11 protein-coding genes are annotated in these 15,622 nt (G+C 61.9%); 6 read left to right on the top strand and 5 right to left on the bottom strand.

Translation table 11 applies throughout. The features are described 5' to 3' along the window. Positions 1-42: 42 nt before the first annotated feature. A complete protein-coding gene (locus tag PH547_RS17025; protein WP_285168927.1) occupies positions 43-2,112 on the bottom strand; it encodes an ATP-dependent helicase in 2,070 nt (689 codons plus the stop codon). Positions 2,113-2,381: 269 nt separating this feature from the next. On the opposite strand from PH547_RS17025, the gene PH547_RS17020 reads away from it, so the two are divergent. Then, positions 2,382-3,257: an SMP-30/gluconolactonase/LRE family protein gene (locus PH547_RS17020; protein ID WP_285168926.1), complete on the top strand. Its 876-nt coding sequence runs from the start codon at positions 2,382-2,384 to the stop codon at positions 3,255-3,257. Positions 3,258-3,312: 55 nt separating this feature from the next. On the opposite strand, the gene secD is transcribed toward PH547_RS17020, so the two are convergent. The 3 genes from secD to PH547_RS17005 all read right to left on the bottom strand — a co-directional run bounded on the left by secD (position 3,313) and on the right by PH547_RS17005 (position 8,253). After that, a complete protein-coding gene (gene secD / locus PH547_RS17015) occupies positions 3,313-5,868 on the bottom strand; it encodes a protein translocase subunit SecD (protein ID WP_104821972.1) in 2,556 nt (851 codons plus the stop codon). Between the two features lie 93 nt (positions 5,869-5,961). Next, the gene (locus PH547_RS17010) at positions 5,962-6,333 is read right to left on the bottom strand and encodes a hypothetical protein (RefSeq protein ID WP_260303344.1); all 372 of its coding nucleotides are present in this window, start codon (positions 6,331-6,333) and stop codon (positions 5,962-5,964) included. 66 nt (positions 6,334-6,399) lie between these two features. Next, on the bottom strand, positions 6,400-8,253 hold the full coding sequence (locus PH547_RS17005; protein ID WP_104821974.1) for a cation:proton antiporter domain-containing protein: 1,854 nt from the start codon (positions 8,251-8,253) through the stop codon (positions 6,400-6,402). A 103-nt stretch (positions 8,254-8,356) separates the two neighbouring features. On the opposite strand from PH547_RS17005, the gene PH547_RS17000 reads away from it, so the two are divergent. Beyond that, positions 8,357-8,602, top strand: a complete 246-nt coding sequence (locus PH547_RS17000; RefSeq protein WP_104824980.1) for a helix-turn-helix domain-containing protein — start codon at positions 8,357-8,359, stop codon at positions 8,600-8,602. A 97-nt stretch (positions 8,603-8,699) separates the two neighbouring features. Here PH547_RS17000 and PH547_RS16995 read toward each other — a convergent pair whose 3' ends face one another. Then, entirely contained in the window at positions 8,700-10,196 is a 1,497-nt protein-coding gene (locus tag PH547_RS16995) for an ArnT family glycosyltransferase (RefSeq protein ID WP_104821975.1), read from the bottom strand. A 730-nt stretch (positions 10,197-10,926) separates the two neighbouring features. Between PH547_RS16995 and PH547_RS16990 the strand changes: the two genes are divergently transcribed. From PH547_RS16990 to PH547_RS16975, 4 genes are all read left to right on the top strand, one after another. Continuing rightward, positions 10,927-12,573: a globin-coupled sensor protein gene (locus PH547_RS16990; protein WP_104824981.1), complete on the top strand. Its 1,647-nt coding sequence runs from the start codon at positions 10,927-10,929 to the stop codon at positions 12,571-12,573. Positions 12,574-12,635: 62 nt separating this feature from the next. Continuing rightward, positions 12,636-12,932: an STAS domain-containing protein gene (locus PH547_RS16985; protein WP_028751176.1), complete on the top strand. Its 297-nt coding sequence runs from the start codon at positions 12,636-12,638 to the stop codon at positions 12,930-12,932. Beyond that, the gene (cheY1, locus tag PH547_RS16980; protein ID WP_104821976.1) at positions 12,929-13,294 is read left to right on the top strand and encodes a chemotaxis response regulator CheY1; all 366 of its coding nucleotides are present in this window, start codon (positions 12,929-12,931) and stop codon (positions 13,292-13,294) included. The genes PH547_RS16985 and cheY1 overlap by 4 nt, the downstream gene beginning before the upstream one ends. A 15-nt stretch (positions 13,295-13,309) precedes the next feature. Next, on the top strand, positions 13,310-15,619 hold the full coding sequence (locus PH547_RS16975; protein WP_285168925.1) for a chemotaxis protein CheA: 2,310 nt from the start codon (positions 13,310-13,312) through the stop codon (positions 15,617-15,619). Positions 15,620-15,622: the final 3 nt, after the last annotated feature.

Raw genomic sequence — 15,622 nt, 5'->3', positions numbered from 1 at the left:
GCTCCGACGCCGGAAAAGCGGCCTCGACAAATGGGCCCCAATTCACCGCCACATGCCGCGCATGCGCGCACCCACATCGACTCTTACCTGCCGCGCCCTGATGGCGGCAGCGCTTTCGGCGCGGGCCTGTGGCCAGCCGCAAACCTCGAAAAACTGCAGCAATGTCGCCGGAATGAAGCGCGTTCGCGAGGCAAAGACATGCCGGTCGCCCTGCGCATGCTGGCCATGGATGAAGAAGCGCTGCGGGATGACGAGATCGAGACTGTCTTTGGCACGTGTCATGGCAACATAGAGCAACCGCCGCTCCTCCTCGATCTCGGAGGAGGAGCCGACCGCGAGATCAGCCGGAATGCAGCCATCGACGGCATTGAGGACAAACACCTTCGTCCATTCCTGGCCCTTGGCGGAATGGATGGTCGAGAGGATGAGATAATCCTCGTCAAGCAGCGGCGTGCCGGCCTGGTCGCTGGTGGCATCGGGTGGATCGAGCGTCAGTTCGGTGAGGAAGCGCTCGCGCGAGCCATAGCCGCTGGCGATCTGTTCGAGCTGGATCAGGTCCGCCTGGCGCGTCGCTGCGTCCTCGTGCGCCCGCTCCAGATGCGGTTCGTACCATTGCCGTACGAGGCCGATTTCCGCCGGCCATCCCGCCTTGCCGGCCTTCAACTCCTGCATAGTCGCAACGAAGGCCGTCCAGTCTTCTCCCGAGCGCGGCGGCGCCGGAAAATCGGCTAGGGCCGCCATTGGACTGGCCTGTTCGCCGATATGATCGAGCACGCGCTGGGCAGTCGAAGGGCCGACGCCCGGCAAAAGCTGCATCAGCCGGAAGCCGGCGACACGGTCGCGCGGGTTCTGGGCAAAGCGAAGGGCAGCGAGCATGTCCTTCACATGGGCGCTGTCGAGAAACTTCAGCCCGCCGAATTTGACGAAGGGAATGTTGCGGCGGGTGAGCTCGACTTCCAGCGGTCCGCTATGGCTTGAGGTACGGAAGAGCACCGCTTGCTGCTTGAGCTTGGCGCCGCTCTCCCGATTTTCCAGCACCTGATCGGCGATATAACGCGCCTGATCGCTTTCGTCGCGCACCGTGACCAGCCGCGGACGCTCAGCACTCTGGCGTTCTGTGCGCAGATTCTTCGTGAAACGCTCGGAGGCAAGATCGATCACCGCATTGGCGGCGGCGAGAATGGGTTGCGTCGAGCGGTAGTTGCGGTCGAGCGTGACGATATTGGCGGCGGGCGTAAAAGAGGTCGGAAAGTCGAGAATGTTGCGCACGGTCGCGGCGCGAAAGGAATAGATCGACTGCGCATCGTCGCCGACAACGGTCAGCCCGTGGCCGTCAGGTTTCAGCGCCAGCAGGATCGATGACTGCAGCCGGTTGGTATCCTGATATTCGTCGACCAGCACATGGTCGAAGCGGCCGCCTATATCCTCGGCGATCAGCGGCTCGTGCAGCATATGCGCCCAGTAGAGCAGCAGATCGTCGTAATCGAGCACATTTTGCGCTTGCTTGGCTTCGACATAGGCCGCGAAGAGGTCGCGCAACTGCTTGTCCCAGGCGGCGCACCAGGGGAAGAAATCGCGCAGCACCTCTTCGAGCGGCGCTTCCGAATTGACGGCGCGGGAATAGATCGCGAGGCAGGTCGCCTTGGTCGGAAAGCGGTTTTCCAGCTTGGAGAAGCCGAGTTCGTGGCGAATGAGGTTCATCAGATCGGCGCTGTCTTCGCGGTCGTGGATCGTGAAGGCCGGGTCGAGGCCGATCTGTTCGGCGTAATCGCGCAGGAGCCGCGCGCCGATGCCATGAAACGTGCCGGTCCAGGCAAGCGCATCGGCCATGATGCCGGCATTGGCGCCAAGCACCTCGCGACAGATGCGCTCGACGCGGCGGCCCATTTCGGCCGCCGCACGGCGGGAGAAGGTCATCAGCAGGATGCGGCGGGGATCGGCGCCTTTGACGATGAGATGCGCGACGCGATGGGCCAGCGTATTCGTCTTGCCGGAGCCCGCGCCTGCGATCACCAGCAGCGGCCCGGCAATATGGCTGCCATCGACCGTCGTGCCGTGCTCCACCGCCTGCCGCTGCTCCGGGTTCAGCTTTTCCAGATAGGCGGCTGTCATGGGCTCTCCTGAAGGCTTCGGACGGCGGGCGCACGAACACGGAATCGGCGACGAATCATGTTCGCAATAATATCCGAATGTTCGATGAATGTTCTGAATTGGCTAAAACTGTCAAGATCGGGCGAATCTGCACAAAGATGTGACCCTCCCGTCATGAATTTGGTTCAGATTTAACGAATACCCGGCTCGAAAAAGCTTTTGGGGTACTTATTTACCATCTGTGACACACGATTTTTGGGGTTTCGGTGCGCTGGGTAGGGTTCCCGAATATGAACGAGACGATGGCCACCGGATTGCGTCTGCCGGAGGGGCCTGTTGCCCTGACCGATGGTCGCATCGCGCTTGTGGAGACCGACGACAGTCGTCGTTGCCTGACGATGATCGTGGGCGGCATCCGCCGTGAAATCTGCCGGCCTGGCGGCCGGCCGGCCGGGCTCGCGGTCGATGGCGACAATTGTTTCTGGGTGGCGGGCGGCCCGGAAAATTCCCTTGTCCGGCTGTCTCCGGAAGGCCGCACCTTGCAGGTGATCGAAGGCGGCAATGACGGCCCGTTTCTCTACCCGAACGATCTGGCCTTTGGTCCCGACGGCCTGCTCTACATGACCGATTCAGGCGTCCGTATCTCCGATCTGCTCGAAGGCGCCGATATCAATCCCGGTTTCTTCCAGGCGCCCTATAACGGCCGTGTCTATCAGATCGATCCGGCGGAAGGCCGGGTGCAGCGCGTGCTGGCGACCGGTCTGCTCTATGCCAACGGCATAGCCTTCGGGCCGGACGGATTGCTCTATTATAGCGAGACATTGACCGGGAAAATCTACCGCCAGGTTGTCGGCGGACGGCAGGAACTGTTTGCGCAGGTAATGCCGGCGCCTGCTGTGAAGGCGCTATGTGGGCCGGCAGGCATGGCCTTTGATCGCAACGGCACGCTCTATTGCACGATTTATGGGCAAGGCGAGATTTGCATGGTCGATCCCGCGGGAAAGATCGCCGGCCGTATCCGCACCAATGGCACGCGGCCGGGCAACATCGCTTTCACCCTCGATGGCAAATACGTGCTCATCACAGAGCAGGAAAACGGTGTTTTGGAGAGAATAGTGGCGCCGCGGCCAGGACTGGCGCTGCACATGCCCGCCTTCGGATCTTGAGGCGGCTGGACATGCCCGGAAGCCGGGCATGTCCTCATTCATGTCTATCCGCCGTTTATTCGGCAGCAGGAATCTGCTTGTTGTCCTTGCCGGACTTGTCGTCCGACTCGGCGTCGTTGGCGACCGCCTTGGCATGGCGGCGGCGCCAATCGCCGAGGAACAGCAAGATCGGAGCGGCGATGAAGACCGACGAGGCGCCAGCGACGAGTATGCCGAACACCATCGGGATCGCGAAGCTGGAGACGGCGCTGCCGCCCCAGATCGCCATCGGCACCAGCGCCAGGAAGGCGGTGGCGTTGGTATAGAGGCTTCGCGCCAGGGTCTCGTTGATCGACTTGTCGATGATGTCGCGGAGCGGCATCGACTTATAGAGACGCATGTTTTCACGCATACGGTCATAGACCACGACCTTGTCGTTCACCGAATATCCGACGAGCGTCAGGATCGCGGCGATAGCCGTCAGGTTGAAATCGAGGCCGGTGATCGCGAAGAAGCCGATCGCCTTGGTGACGTCGAGTACCAGCGTGACAATGGCTCCGACCGCGAACGGCCATTCGAAACGAAACCAGATGTAGAACAGCATCGCCAGGCTGGCGATCACGACCGACAGAATGCCGGCCCAGGCAAGTTCGCCCGAAACCTTCGGACCGATGACATCCGTCCCTTCGATGGTCGCGGTTGGGTCGATCTTGACGATTTCTGCCTTGAGCTTGGTGACCGCGGCTGTCTGTGCCTCTTCGCCGCCGTCCTGGCGTTGGGCGCGGACAAGGAGGCTGCTGTTGTCGCCGAAGGACTGCAGTGCGATTTCGCCGAGGCCGAGCGTGTTCAGGCCCTCGCGGAACGTCGCCAGATCGGCCGCGTCCTTGGTCTTGACCGACATCTGGATGCCGCCGCGGAAATCGACGCCGTAGTTGAGGCCTGGATGAATGAACAGGACCACCGAGGCGATCGACAGGATTGCCGAGACGGTGACGCCAAAGAAGCGGGCCTTCATGAACTGGATGTGCTTGTCATAGGGGCTGAAGGGGATCAGCGGCCTGATGTTGAGCACCTTCAGCTTGCGGCGACGGGTGATGGCGATCATCACGACGCGCACGAAGGCGACGGAGGTGAACATCGAGATAATGAGGCCGAGACCCATGGTCACGGCAAAGCCGCGAACCGGGCCGGAGCCGAAGTAGAACAGGATGGCGGCGGCGATCAGGGCCGTCATGTTGCCGTCGATAATCGTAGAATAAGCCTTCTTGAAGCCGTTATCGATGGCGGCGAAGGCGCCGCGGCCCTTGCGGGTTTCTTCGCGGATGCGCTCGTTGATGAGAACGTTGGCATCCACCGCAAGGCCGATACCAAGGACGACGCCGGCGATGCCGGGCAGCGTCAGCGTGGCGCCGACCAGCGTCAGGGCCGAGAAGGTCAGGACCGTGTGGATGAGCAGGGCAACATTCGCAAGAATCCCCCAGGCGCCGTAGAGCACGAAGATGAAGGCGGCAACCAAGACGAAGCCGATCAGGCCGCTATAGATGCCCTTCTGGATCGCGTCGCTGCCGAGGTCGGCGCCAACAGTGCGTTCTTCGATGACGGTGAGCTTGGCCGGCAGGGCGCCGGCGCGCAGCAGGGCTGCGAGCGTCGTCGCGCTGTCAGCGGTGAAGTTGCCGGAGATCTGGCCCGAACCGCCGGTGATCGGCTCACGAATGTTCGGCGCGCTCAGCACTTTGTTGTCGAGCACGATAGCGAAAGGCTTGCCGACGTTTTCGCGGGTGATTTCCGCAAAGCGGTTGGCGCCGGCGCTGTCGAAGCGGAAGGTGACGAGTGGCTCGTGCGTATTCGGATCGAAGCTGACGCGGGCGTCTGTGAGGCGGTCGCCGGCAAGCTCGATGCGATCGAGAACCGGATAGCTGTTGCCCTTGTCATCCTTCAGGATGGTAACACCGGGGCCGGGATTGTTCGGATCGACATTGTCGGCAAGCAGATGGAAGGACATCTTCGCGGTCGAGCCGAGCAGTTCGCGCAGACGCGACGGATCCTGTGCGCCCGGAAGCTGCACGAGGACGCGGTTGGGACCGACGCGCTGGATGGTCGGTTCGGCGACGCCCACCTGGTCGACGCGCTTGCGGATGACTTCCAGGCTCTGCTGGACGGCGGAATCGACGTTGGCGGCGATGCCGGCCGGCGAGAAGGACATGGCAATCGCGCTGCCGTTCGGCGTAATCGTCAGATCGGACTGGCCGGCGGAAAGGCCGGACGCGATCGTATTGGCGAGGGTCCGCAACTGAGTCACCGCATCGCCGCTCTGCGACGGATCAGTCAGAGTGACGACGATCTGATCACCATTGCGAACGATCGAACGGGTCAGGATGTTCTTGTCGCGCAGGACACGGCGCGAGTCTTGCAGCAGCGATTGCAGCCGGCCATTGGTCAGGTCCTTCTCGTCGACTTCGAGGACGAGATAGGAACCGCCACGAAGGTCGAGGCCGAGGGAAACCTGGCTGTGCGGAAGCCAGGACGGCATTTTGCTTAAGACCGACTGCGGCAGCACGTTCGGCAGGGCGATGAGAAAGCCAAGCACGATGATCACCGTATAGGTGAGCACCAGCCATCGTGAGGTGCGCATGAATATTATCCTTGAATACGCTAATGCCAGCGGAGCTTGCCGCTGGTGAACTTGGGGTCATGTCGGAGATGCGCCGTTAAGCGCGGGAACCGGTCAGACGAATGCAGCCGGCGGCGCGCGGGCGAGATAGGCGCGGAAAGGAAGCGATTCGTGCCGTGCGGCTGTGCCGCGTTCGCGCGGCTGCCGCGGATTGCTCAGAAGTCCGAGCGAGGGAAGGGTCGCAAGCGTTGCCGATCCGATATCGTGCCAGGTGGCTTTCGGCGTGACCGTGCGGTCGGCGACGACTATGCCGCGCACCGGATCGCGCAGGGCGACATAAAGCGGTTGGTTGTCCTTGCCGGAGGAGAAGGCCTCCGCATCCGCCCGCGCGGCGAGATTGATGCCGCCGCCGAGCGCCAGTCCGAGGTAGGCGAAAAAAGCGACAAACAGCGAGGCGATCACACGCGCTCCGGCGCGTCGCGTCATCCTGCTATCGTTCTCTTCGCTGTCGGCAGCGCCGAATTCGAACGGGTTCAACGGTTCAAAAGGCCTTCATTCCTTTGCCGGAGCGGATTCCGACGGTTCGGTGATGATATCAGGACGCTGCGCGTCTTCATAGTACGGCCTGTCATGATGCACTTGCGCAAGCCGGTCAACCATGCCCAGCGCGATTTCCCGCTCTCCCATGATCACCGTATCGGCTCCATATTGCTTGAGCACATCAACCTCGGCGTCGGAATGAGCGCGGGCGACGATCAGGATCGATGGATTGGCCGCGCGTGCCTGCTCGGCGGCACTGCAAGCTTCAAAGGTATTCGGAATAGCAATGACCAGGCTGCTGGCGCCGGAAATATTGGCATATGCCAGAACCTCCGCGGAGGCCGCATTGCCGTAGATCGCCTCGATTCCCTGCCGGGTGAGGTCGCCGATCCGCTTGTCGGAATCTTCGATGACCACAAAGGGCGTACCGGACGATTTAAGGCTCTCCCCGACGATGCTGCCGACGCGGCCATAGCCGATCAGCACCGCATGGCCCGTCAGTGTAACGGCGTGCAGCTCCTCACCGACCTCGTGGGCCATTGGCTGATCCGCGGAGGCAGGCGAGACTTCGCCCGCTGTCGACCGTTCTGCTTGCACCGCCGGCTCCGTGCTTTCCGGCATCTCGCTTTGCGGCCTGGTTTCCTGCGTCTTGCGCAGCCAGTCGCAGGCTATGAAGACAAGCGGGTTGAGAATGATCGAGATGATCGCGCCGCCAAGGATCAGATCGCGGCCTTCGCCAGGCAGCAGGCCGAGATCGAAGCCGAGCGCGGCGAGGATGAAGGAGAATTCGCCGATCTGCGCCAGGCTGGCGGAGATGGTCAGCGCCGTGCTCATCGGCTTGCGGAAGGCGAGCACGATGAAGAAGGCGGCAACCGACTTGCCGATCACGATGATGAACACGGTCGCCAGCAGCGGCAGCGGATTGTCGATCAGGATGTTCGGATCGAACAGCATGCCGACCGAGACGAAGAACAGCACGGCAAAGGCATCGCGCAGCGGCAGGCTTTCCTGCGCGGCTCGGTGGCTGAGCTCGCTTTCCGACAGGATCATGCCGGCGAAGAAGGCGCCGAGTGCCAGCGACACGCCGAAGAGTTTCGCGGCCCCGAAGGCGACGCCGAGCGCAATCGCGAGGACACCGAGGCGGAAGAGTTCACGCGAGCCGGTATGGGCGATGCGGTGTAGGATCCAGGGAATGATCCGCCGGCCGACGACCAGCATCAACCCGACGAAGGCGGCGACCTTCAGCAACGTCATGCCGATAATGCCGGTGATGCCGAGATCGAGGCCAAGCAAGCGGCTGAGGCCGGCCGATAGCGGCTCGGCCGTGCCATGACCGTCGGCCGAGATGCTGGCTGCAGCCGGGATGAGGACGAGCGCCAGCACCATGGCCAGGTCCTCGACGATCAGCCAGCCGACCGCGATCTTGCCGCGCTCGCTTTCGACCAGCCGCCGCTCCTGCAAGGCTTTCAGAAGGACGACCGTCGAGGCGACGGAGAGCGCGAGGCCGAAGACCAGGCTGCCACCCAGCGGCCAACCCATCAAGGCGCCAAGCCCCCAGCCGAGCAGGGTGGCGAAGGCGATCTGGACGATCGCGCCGGGAACTGCGATGCCGCGCACCGACAGCAGGTCCTTCAGTGAAAAATGCAGGCCGACGCCGAACATCAACAGGATGACGCCAATTTCGGCGAGTTCCGGCGCAAGGCTCTGGTCGGCCACGAAGCCGGGCGTATGCGGACCTGCAAGCACGCCCGCGATGAGATAGCCGACGAGCGGCGGCAGCTTGAATCGATTGGCGATGGCGCCGAAGATGAATGCCAGCACAAGGCCCATGACGATGGTCGAAATCAAGGGCGTGTCGTGCGGCATCGCTGTCTCCTTCGATACTGGAAATCCCGTGCGGTTTATGACATATTTGGCTTATGTTGACCAATATGGGTGAATTTTGATCGTGAATCAAGGCCGCTACCCGATGATTCTTACACCCGCACTCTGCCGCGCGGCACGCGGGCTGCTCGACTGGACACAGTTGGATATAGCCGAGAGAGCCGGCGTGTCGCGGAGTACGATCCGCGATTACGAGGGCGGGCGCCACGACATTCACCGGGCGACCGAGGCGCAACTGCGTCTGGCCTTCGAAGATGGCGGGGTCGTCTTCGTGGAAATGCCGGAACTTGGTTGGGGCGTCTGCCTCCGTCCGGCTTCCGACCGCGGTTAGAGCGGTTTCGCGTTTCACGGAATCGCTTTCCCGCTCTATCCCTTTGTTTTTACGCATTCCGGACGGAAAACCGCTTCGCACTTTTCCTGGAATTGCTCTAAGGCTTGGGCGCCAGGCAGCTTGGCGAGAGACGGTAGGCGTAGAGCGCCCTGCCTTTCATATTGCCGAAATCCGGCGACCAATTCTTGATGAGTTCCGAGCGCCCCGCGGTGCAATCGAACGGTTCGTCGTCGATATAAAGCACCTCGTCTGTCACGGTGGGTGGCAGCGAAAAATTCTGCTCGTAATAGCTCTTCGGGAAACCGCCGGAATTGCGGGCGTAGATATGATAGGGCTTGCCCTTCAGCGTATAGAACAGATCGGCAAGAATATCGCGGTTATCGGCGACGATGGTTGAGGTATTCGCCTGCGCGGCGATATCGGCGATCTCTAGGCTGATGGCGCTGCGGCCGACATATCGTTTCATGACCAGATCGCCGTTCGGCAGCTTGATGTCATAGGCAAACACGGTCAGGACCGGCAACAGGAAGGCAACGACCGAGCCGATGACCAGCGAAACGACGAGACCCTTCTTCGTCAGGCGGTGGAGGAGCCAGACGGCGAGGATCGTGCCGGCGGCATAGGCGGTAACCGCCCAATTGGCATAGGCCTTGGCAAACAGCGCCTGCAGCGTGATCAACGCCACGACCGGAACTGACAGCCAGACGAGCAGCTTTTCCCTGTCGTCGCTTTGCCCGCGGATCATCCGCCAGGCGGCCCAGAGCATGCCATAGAAGATGACGGGACCGACGACGCCGAACTGCGCGCCGACGAATCCGAGCGCGGCGAGCAGGTGCTTCACCAATCCGCCGCCTTTTCCATCGCCATTCCAATGGGCAATACTTTCGGTGTGGCGCACCGTTGCTGCATCATGAGCGAAATTCCACCAGAGATTCGGGGAAACGACGATCGCGCCAGCGATGGCGGCGATGAGCACGTCCCGCCAGGCAATGCGTGCCGAACGCAGTGTCAGCATGGCGATGCCGACGCCCGGCAGCAGAAACAGCACCGAATATTTCGTCAGGAAGGCGATCCCGAGGCTCACGCCGAGGATCAGCGCCTCGGTGATCGAAGAGCGCTTGGTGAGGCCGAGAAAGGCCCAGATGGCAATGGTGACGAACAGGATCTGGATCGTGTCCGTCGACATCAGCACGGCCGAAAGCGAGGCCGCCGGCAGGGTGACGAAGATGACACCGACCCAGGGCTCGATCTCCCGCCCGGCATCCCCCTCGATCAGCCGCCGCGTCGTGCGCATCAGCATCAGGGCGGTGGCGAGATGGAAGAGAGGCGCCGAAACGCGGATCCAGAAAGTCGAGTCCGATCCCGATATCGCATTGAAAAAGCGAATGACCCAGGCGATGACCGGCGGCTTCGAATAATAGCCGAAGTCGAGGTTCTGGCCCCAGAACCAATATTGAGCCTCGTCGACGAAAAGGTCCGTTCTATTGAAGAACAGCATCACCACACGCCAAAGCGTGACGCCGAAGATGATTGTAAGACCAAGCCGCAGTGAAAGTGTCTTGTGGCTCGTTTCGGTATAGGTGGTGTCGGACATCAACAGGTCGATCTCGGTGCCGGGTCGTCAGGCTTCATACGGAAGTATCGAGCCCGACGCTAGTTCTCGCAGAGAGAACGACGGTAAAAGCGCGGCCGATACCACGCGTTCAAGTATCTTCACAAGATATTTGGTCGTCTGTAGACGGCTGAAGCGGGATGCTCAGAGTACGCGCGGAGCGATTTTGCTGCGGGCCTCGTTGATGAGGCTCAGGAACACGAAGGCAGCAAGCGTCATGCCGGCCGTCAACGAAGCAGTCAAACCAAGAACAATCATTGCTCTCTCCGTATCGACATCGAAGGTGTCTCTACTTACCGGATTAGAGCATGAAGCTTGCCTGTGACTTGCGGCTACTTCGCTTTTTACTCAAAACGGCCGCCGACAGAATTCGAACCCGAAATAGTTTAAATCAAAACGGGATAGCGGACGGGGCTTATTAACCTTCAAGCAAGGAATTAACCATAAACATTGAACTAGCACGTCGGAATGGGAAAACTGTCACTCGTTCTCACCAGGCATGAAGCCGCCCCGTCGTACCGGGTCAGATCCGGTATCCATGTCATCAAACGGTCCGAACACAGACTGTGATGAACGAGCGAGCTTCAGCGTCCCGGTCAATAGCGGACCGGCGGCGGCGTGCGCCTTTCCTCGTCTCCTCATCGCATCTGAACCGGATCATTCAGTGGTTTCGCCGGCGTTGTCTACGCCCGGCAGTTCGGTGGGGACGATTTTGGCGCAGGATTCGCCATCAGATCAGGCAGGACGGGCGCAGGCGGGCAGCCTTCGCGACCGCTTGCGTTTTGCTGGTCTCGATGCCGAGCAGTGCGAAATCGTGCGCCGCAACCGGCCGATGCTGGACGCGCATCTGAAAGCCGGCCTGCGCGATCTCTTCCACCGTCTCCAGACTTTTCCGGACGCCGCCCGCAATTTTACGAGCGAAAGCCAGCTCGAACGGCTGCAAGACCTGCAATCCTCGCATTGGGGTGTGCTGACGGACGCCCGTTTCGACAGCCTCTATGCCGAACGCGTCAAGGTTCTCTCCGACAGCGAAAGCAAGATGGGGCTTGACCCGCGCTGGCACGTCGCCGGTCATGGCGTGGTTCTGGAGCATGTCCTTGCCGGTATCGTCGGTGAGATGGGCGGCCGCGCCATCCTGCCAAGCGCCAAGCGCCGAGCCCGCGAGCTGAGCGAGCTTATCACCGCCGCCGTCCGCCTCGTCATGGTCGATGTCGAAATCGCCGTATCGCTGCGCTTCAACGAGCTGCGGCTCAACCATCAGCGGGCGCTTGCCGAACAGCGCAGCGCCGATCATGCCGAAGCCGCCGGCCTCTTCGCCGATGTTATCAGCAGCCTCGCGGAACGCGATCTGACCTCCCGCTTGCCTGCCGATGGTCCGGAAGCCTATGCCGAACTGGCGCAGACGCTGAATGCCGCCCTGGACGATATCCACCAGCAATTTGCGGCATTGTCCGGCAGAGTGCAGGCGGCCGATGCGGCGACGGATGCCATCGCACGCGATTCCCGCTCCCTCGCTCAGAATTCGATGGAGCAATCCCAGGGGCTTGCCGCCTCGGCAAGGCAGCTTGCCGAACTGGCTGATCAGGTTCGCAGCAATGCCGCGAGCACCCGGTCAGCAGAGCGCGCCGCCGCCTCCACCCGTGTTGCAGCCGAAGACAGTGGCCGGGTCGTCGGCCAGGCGATTTCCGCCATGGCCGATATCGAAACTTCGGCGGAAAAGATCGGCCAGATCATCGGTGTCATCGACGAGATCGCCTTCCAGACCAATCTTTTGGCGCTCAACGCCGGTATCGAAGCCGCGCGCGCCGGTGATAGCGGCCGCGGCTTTGCCGTCGTCGCCCAGGAAGTCCGCGCGCTCGCCCAACGCTCCGCCGATGCGGCCCGGGAGATCAAGGTGCTGGTGACAGGCACCAAGGCGCAGGTCGATGCCGGCGTGCAGATGGTCGGCCGCACGCAGGAAGCGATCGGCGGCATCGTCCGCCAGGTGACCGATATTAACGACGCTATCTCCGGCATCGCAGCCGCCACCGATGAACAGGCAGCCGGTCTGCGTACGGTGACGACGGATATCGGTGGCTTCGGCGAACGCGCCGCTGCCACCGAAAGCCTCGCCCGTCGCTCGAACGAAGGCGCCGATCATCTTCATACCGTCATCCTCGAACTTGGTCAGACGATCCGCGAGTTCCGCCTCGAGCGCGAGCGCCGCCACGCGGCTGTGCCGCGGCCGGTGACCGCAGCGCAACGCTTGCCGATCGCCTGGCGCGACGAAGGGGCTGCCGGGCGTGACGAGGGCAGTGCTGCCGAATTCGAATTTCCGCTTCGCAGGGCCGGGCTTGGAGGCGAACGGAATGTTTACTGACATCTCTATTTTATGCGCATGCGGGCTGTGGGACCCGATTTTAGGCAACAAGGAATAAAGCGATGCCGAGCAGGAAGGGCGAAAAGACAATCAGTCTGGCTGCGGTGCTGGACCTCAATGAAGCCTCGACGCTTCGCGGCAAGTTGGTGGGGCTGCGCGGCAGCAATGTCGTGATCGACGCATCCGGCGTCGAGAGGATCGGCGCCTTGTGCGTCCAGGTCATCATGGCAGCCGCCAAGACTTGGGATGAAGACAAGCTGTCCTTCACCTTTTCGAAGGTGTCGGATGCATTTCAAAAAACGATGCAGTTGATCGGCGTCGACATCGATCACCTGCTTGCCAAGGAGATCCGGCAATGAAGAAAAAAGTACTGACCGTGGATGATTCACGGACCATTCGAAACATGCTTCTCGTCACCCTCAACAATGCCGGCTTCGAGACCATTCAGGCCGAAGACGGCGTCGAGGGTCTCGAGGTTTTGGAAGAAGCCAATCCCGACGTCATCGTCACGGACATCAACATGCCGCGCCTCGATGGTTTCGGCTTCATTGAGGGCGTCCGTCGCAACGACCGGTACCGGGCCATCCCGATCCTGGTGCTGACGACCGAAAGCGACGCCGAAAAGAAGAACCGTGCCCGTCAGGCCGGGGCGACGGGCTGGATCGTCAAGCCCTTCGATCCCGCCAAGCTGATCGATGCCATCGAGCGTGTAACCGCTTAAACAGGATCTGTTCCTATGGATATGAACGAAATCAAAGAGATTTTCTTCCAGGAGTGCGAAGAGCAGCTCGCCGAACTGGAATCCGGTCTCCTGAAAATGAATGATGGCGACCGGGATCCGGAAACCGTCAACGCTGTCTTCCGTGCCGTTCATTCCATCAAGGGTGGGGCAGGGGCCTTTGGTCTGGATGACCTTGTCGCCTTTGCCCATGTCTTCGAGACCACGCTCGATTGCGTTCGATCCAACAAGCTGGAGCCGACCCAGGATGTCCTGAAGGTCATGCTCAAGGCCGCCGACGTTCTGGCGGACCTGACCAACGCCGCCCGTGACGGCGGCAGTGTCGATCAGGCCCGTAGCAGGGGCCTGGTCAAGGAACTGGAAGCGTTGGCCCATGGCGAATTGCCCTCGGCACCGTCAGCCGCTGAAGCTGCGCCGAAGCCCGTGAAGGCGGCAGCGCCCGCACCGGCGCCTGCTCCTGTCAAAGCCGCACCCGCTCCCACGGATGACAGCGGTTTTCAGCCGATCCCCTTCAGCTTCGACGATGATTTCGGTGGCGACGAAGCGTCTGCGGGCATGCCGGAATACGAAGTCAGCTTCAAGCCGCGCTCCGACCTCTACGCCAAGGGCAACGATGCCACGCTGCTGCTGCGCGATCTCACGCGCGTCGGCGAAATGAGCATTCATTGCAATATGGACGCCCTGCCGGGCCTCGATCAGCTCGACCCCGAAGGCGCGTATTTCAAGTGGACGATCTCGGTCAAGACGGACAAGGGCGAAGACGCTATCCGCACGGTCTTCGAATTCGCCGAATGGGATTGCGAGCTGGATATCCGGCTGATCGAAGACGCTGCCTCGCCTGTCGGCGGTGATGAAGAGCTGCCGATGATCCCCGTGCCCTTCGATCTCTCCGCTCTGGACGGTGACGAGCCGGCTGTGGAAACTGCCGAAGCGCCGAAACCGAAAAGCGATGCCGCTGCCGCTGTTGCCGCCGCTGAAACGGCCAGCAATGTCACGCAGCTTGCCGCTGCCGCCGCTCGTGTCGAAAAGAAGGAAGCAGCGGCAGCCGCCGCCGCTGCCGCTGCCAACGCCGCCGCGCAGAACAATGCCGCCGCTGGCGCCGGGCAGACCATCCGCGTCGATCTCGATCGCGTCGACCGGCTGATCAACCTCGTCGGCGAGCTTGTCATCAACCAGGCGATGCTCTCGCAGAGCGTCATCGAGAACGATAACAATGGCGCGTCCTCCATCAATATGGGCCTCGAGGAGCTGCAGCAGCTCACACGCGAGATCCAGGACAGCGTCATGGCGATCCGCGCCCAGCCGGTGAAGCCGGTCTTCCAGCGCATGTCGCGTATCGTCCGTGAAATCGCCGACATGACCGGCAAGTCGATCCGCCTGATCACCGAGGGTGAAAACACCGAAGTCGACAAGACGGTCATCGACAAGCTGGCCGAGCCGCTGACCCATATGATCCGCAATGCCGTCGACCACGGCGTTGAAACGCCGGAAAAGCGCACGGCGCTCGGCAAGAACCCGGAAGGCACGGTTCGCCTGACGGCAAAACATCGTTCCGGCCGCATCCTGATCGAACTCGCCGACGACGGCGCCGGCATCAACCGCGAAAAGGTGCGTCAGAAGGCGATCGACAACGATCTCATCCCCGCCGATGCCAACCTTTCGGACGAAGAGATCGACAACCTGATCTTCCTGCCGGGCTTCTCGACGGCCGATAAGATCTCCGACATTTCCGGCCGCGGCGTCGGCATGGACGTGGTCAAGCGCTCGATCCAGGCGCTCGGCGGCCGCATCAATATCAGCTCCAAGCCCGGACACGGCTCGGTCTTCACCATGAGCCTGCCGCTGACGCTGGCCGTCCTCGACGGCATGGTGGTGACGGTCGCCGGCCAGACCCTGGTCGTGCCGCTGACGGCGATCGTCGAAACCTTGCAGCCCGAGGCTTCCGCCATCCACTCCTTCGGCGCCAACCACCGCCTGATCTCGATCCGCAACAGCTTCTGCCCGCTGGTCGATGTCGGCCGCATCCTGAACTTCCGCGCCACGCAGGCCAATCCGGTCGACGGTGTTGCGCTGCTGGTGGAATCGGAAGGCGGCGGACAGCGTGCTCTGATGGTCGATGCCATCCAGGGCCAGCGCCAGGTGGTCATCAAGAGCCTCGAAGCGAACTACACGCACGTGCCCGGCATTGCCGCAGCAACGATCCTTGGCGATGGGCGCGTTGCTCTCATCCTCGACGTTGATGCCGTGGTCGGCGCCTCCCGCGGGCAGTCGCTGAAGGCTGAAATATCGTACGCAGCGGCGGGTTGAGCC

It is taken from the genome of Rhizobium cerradonense, from assembly GCF_030182455.1.
Taxonomy (GTDB): Bacteria; Pseudomonadota; Alphaproteobacteria; order Rhizobiales; family Rhizobiaceae; genus Rhizobium.
This window is presented reverse-complemented; position numbering and strand designations above follow the sequence as displayed.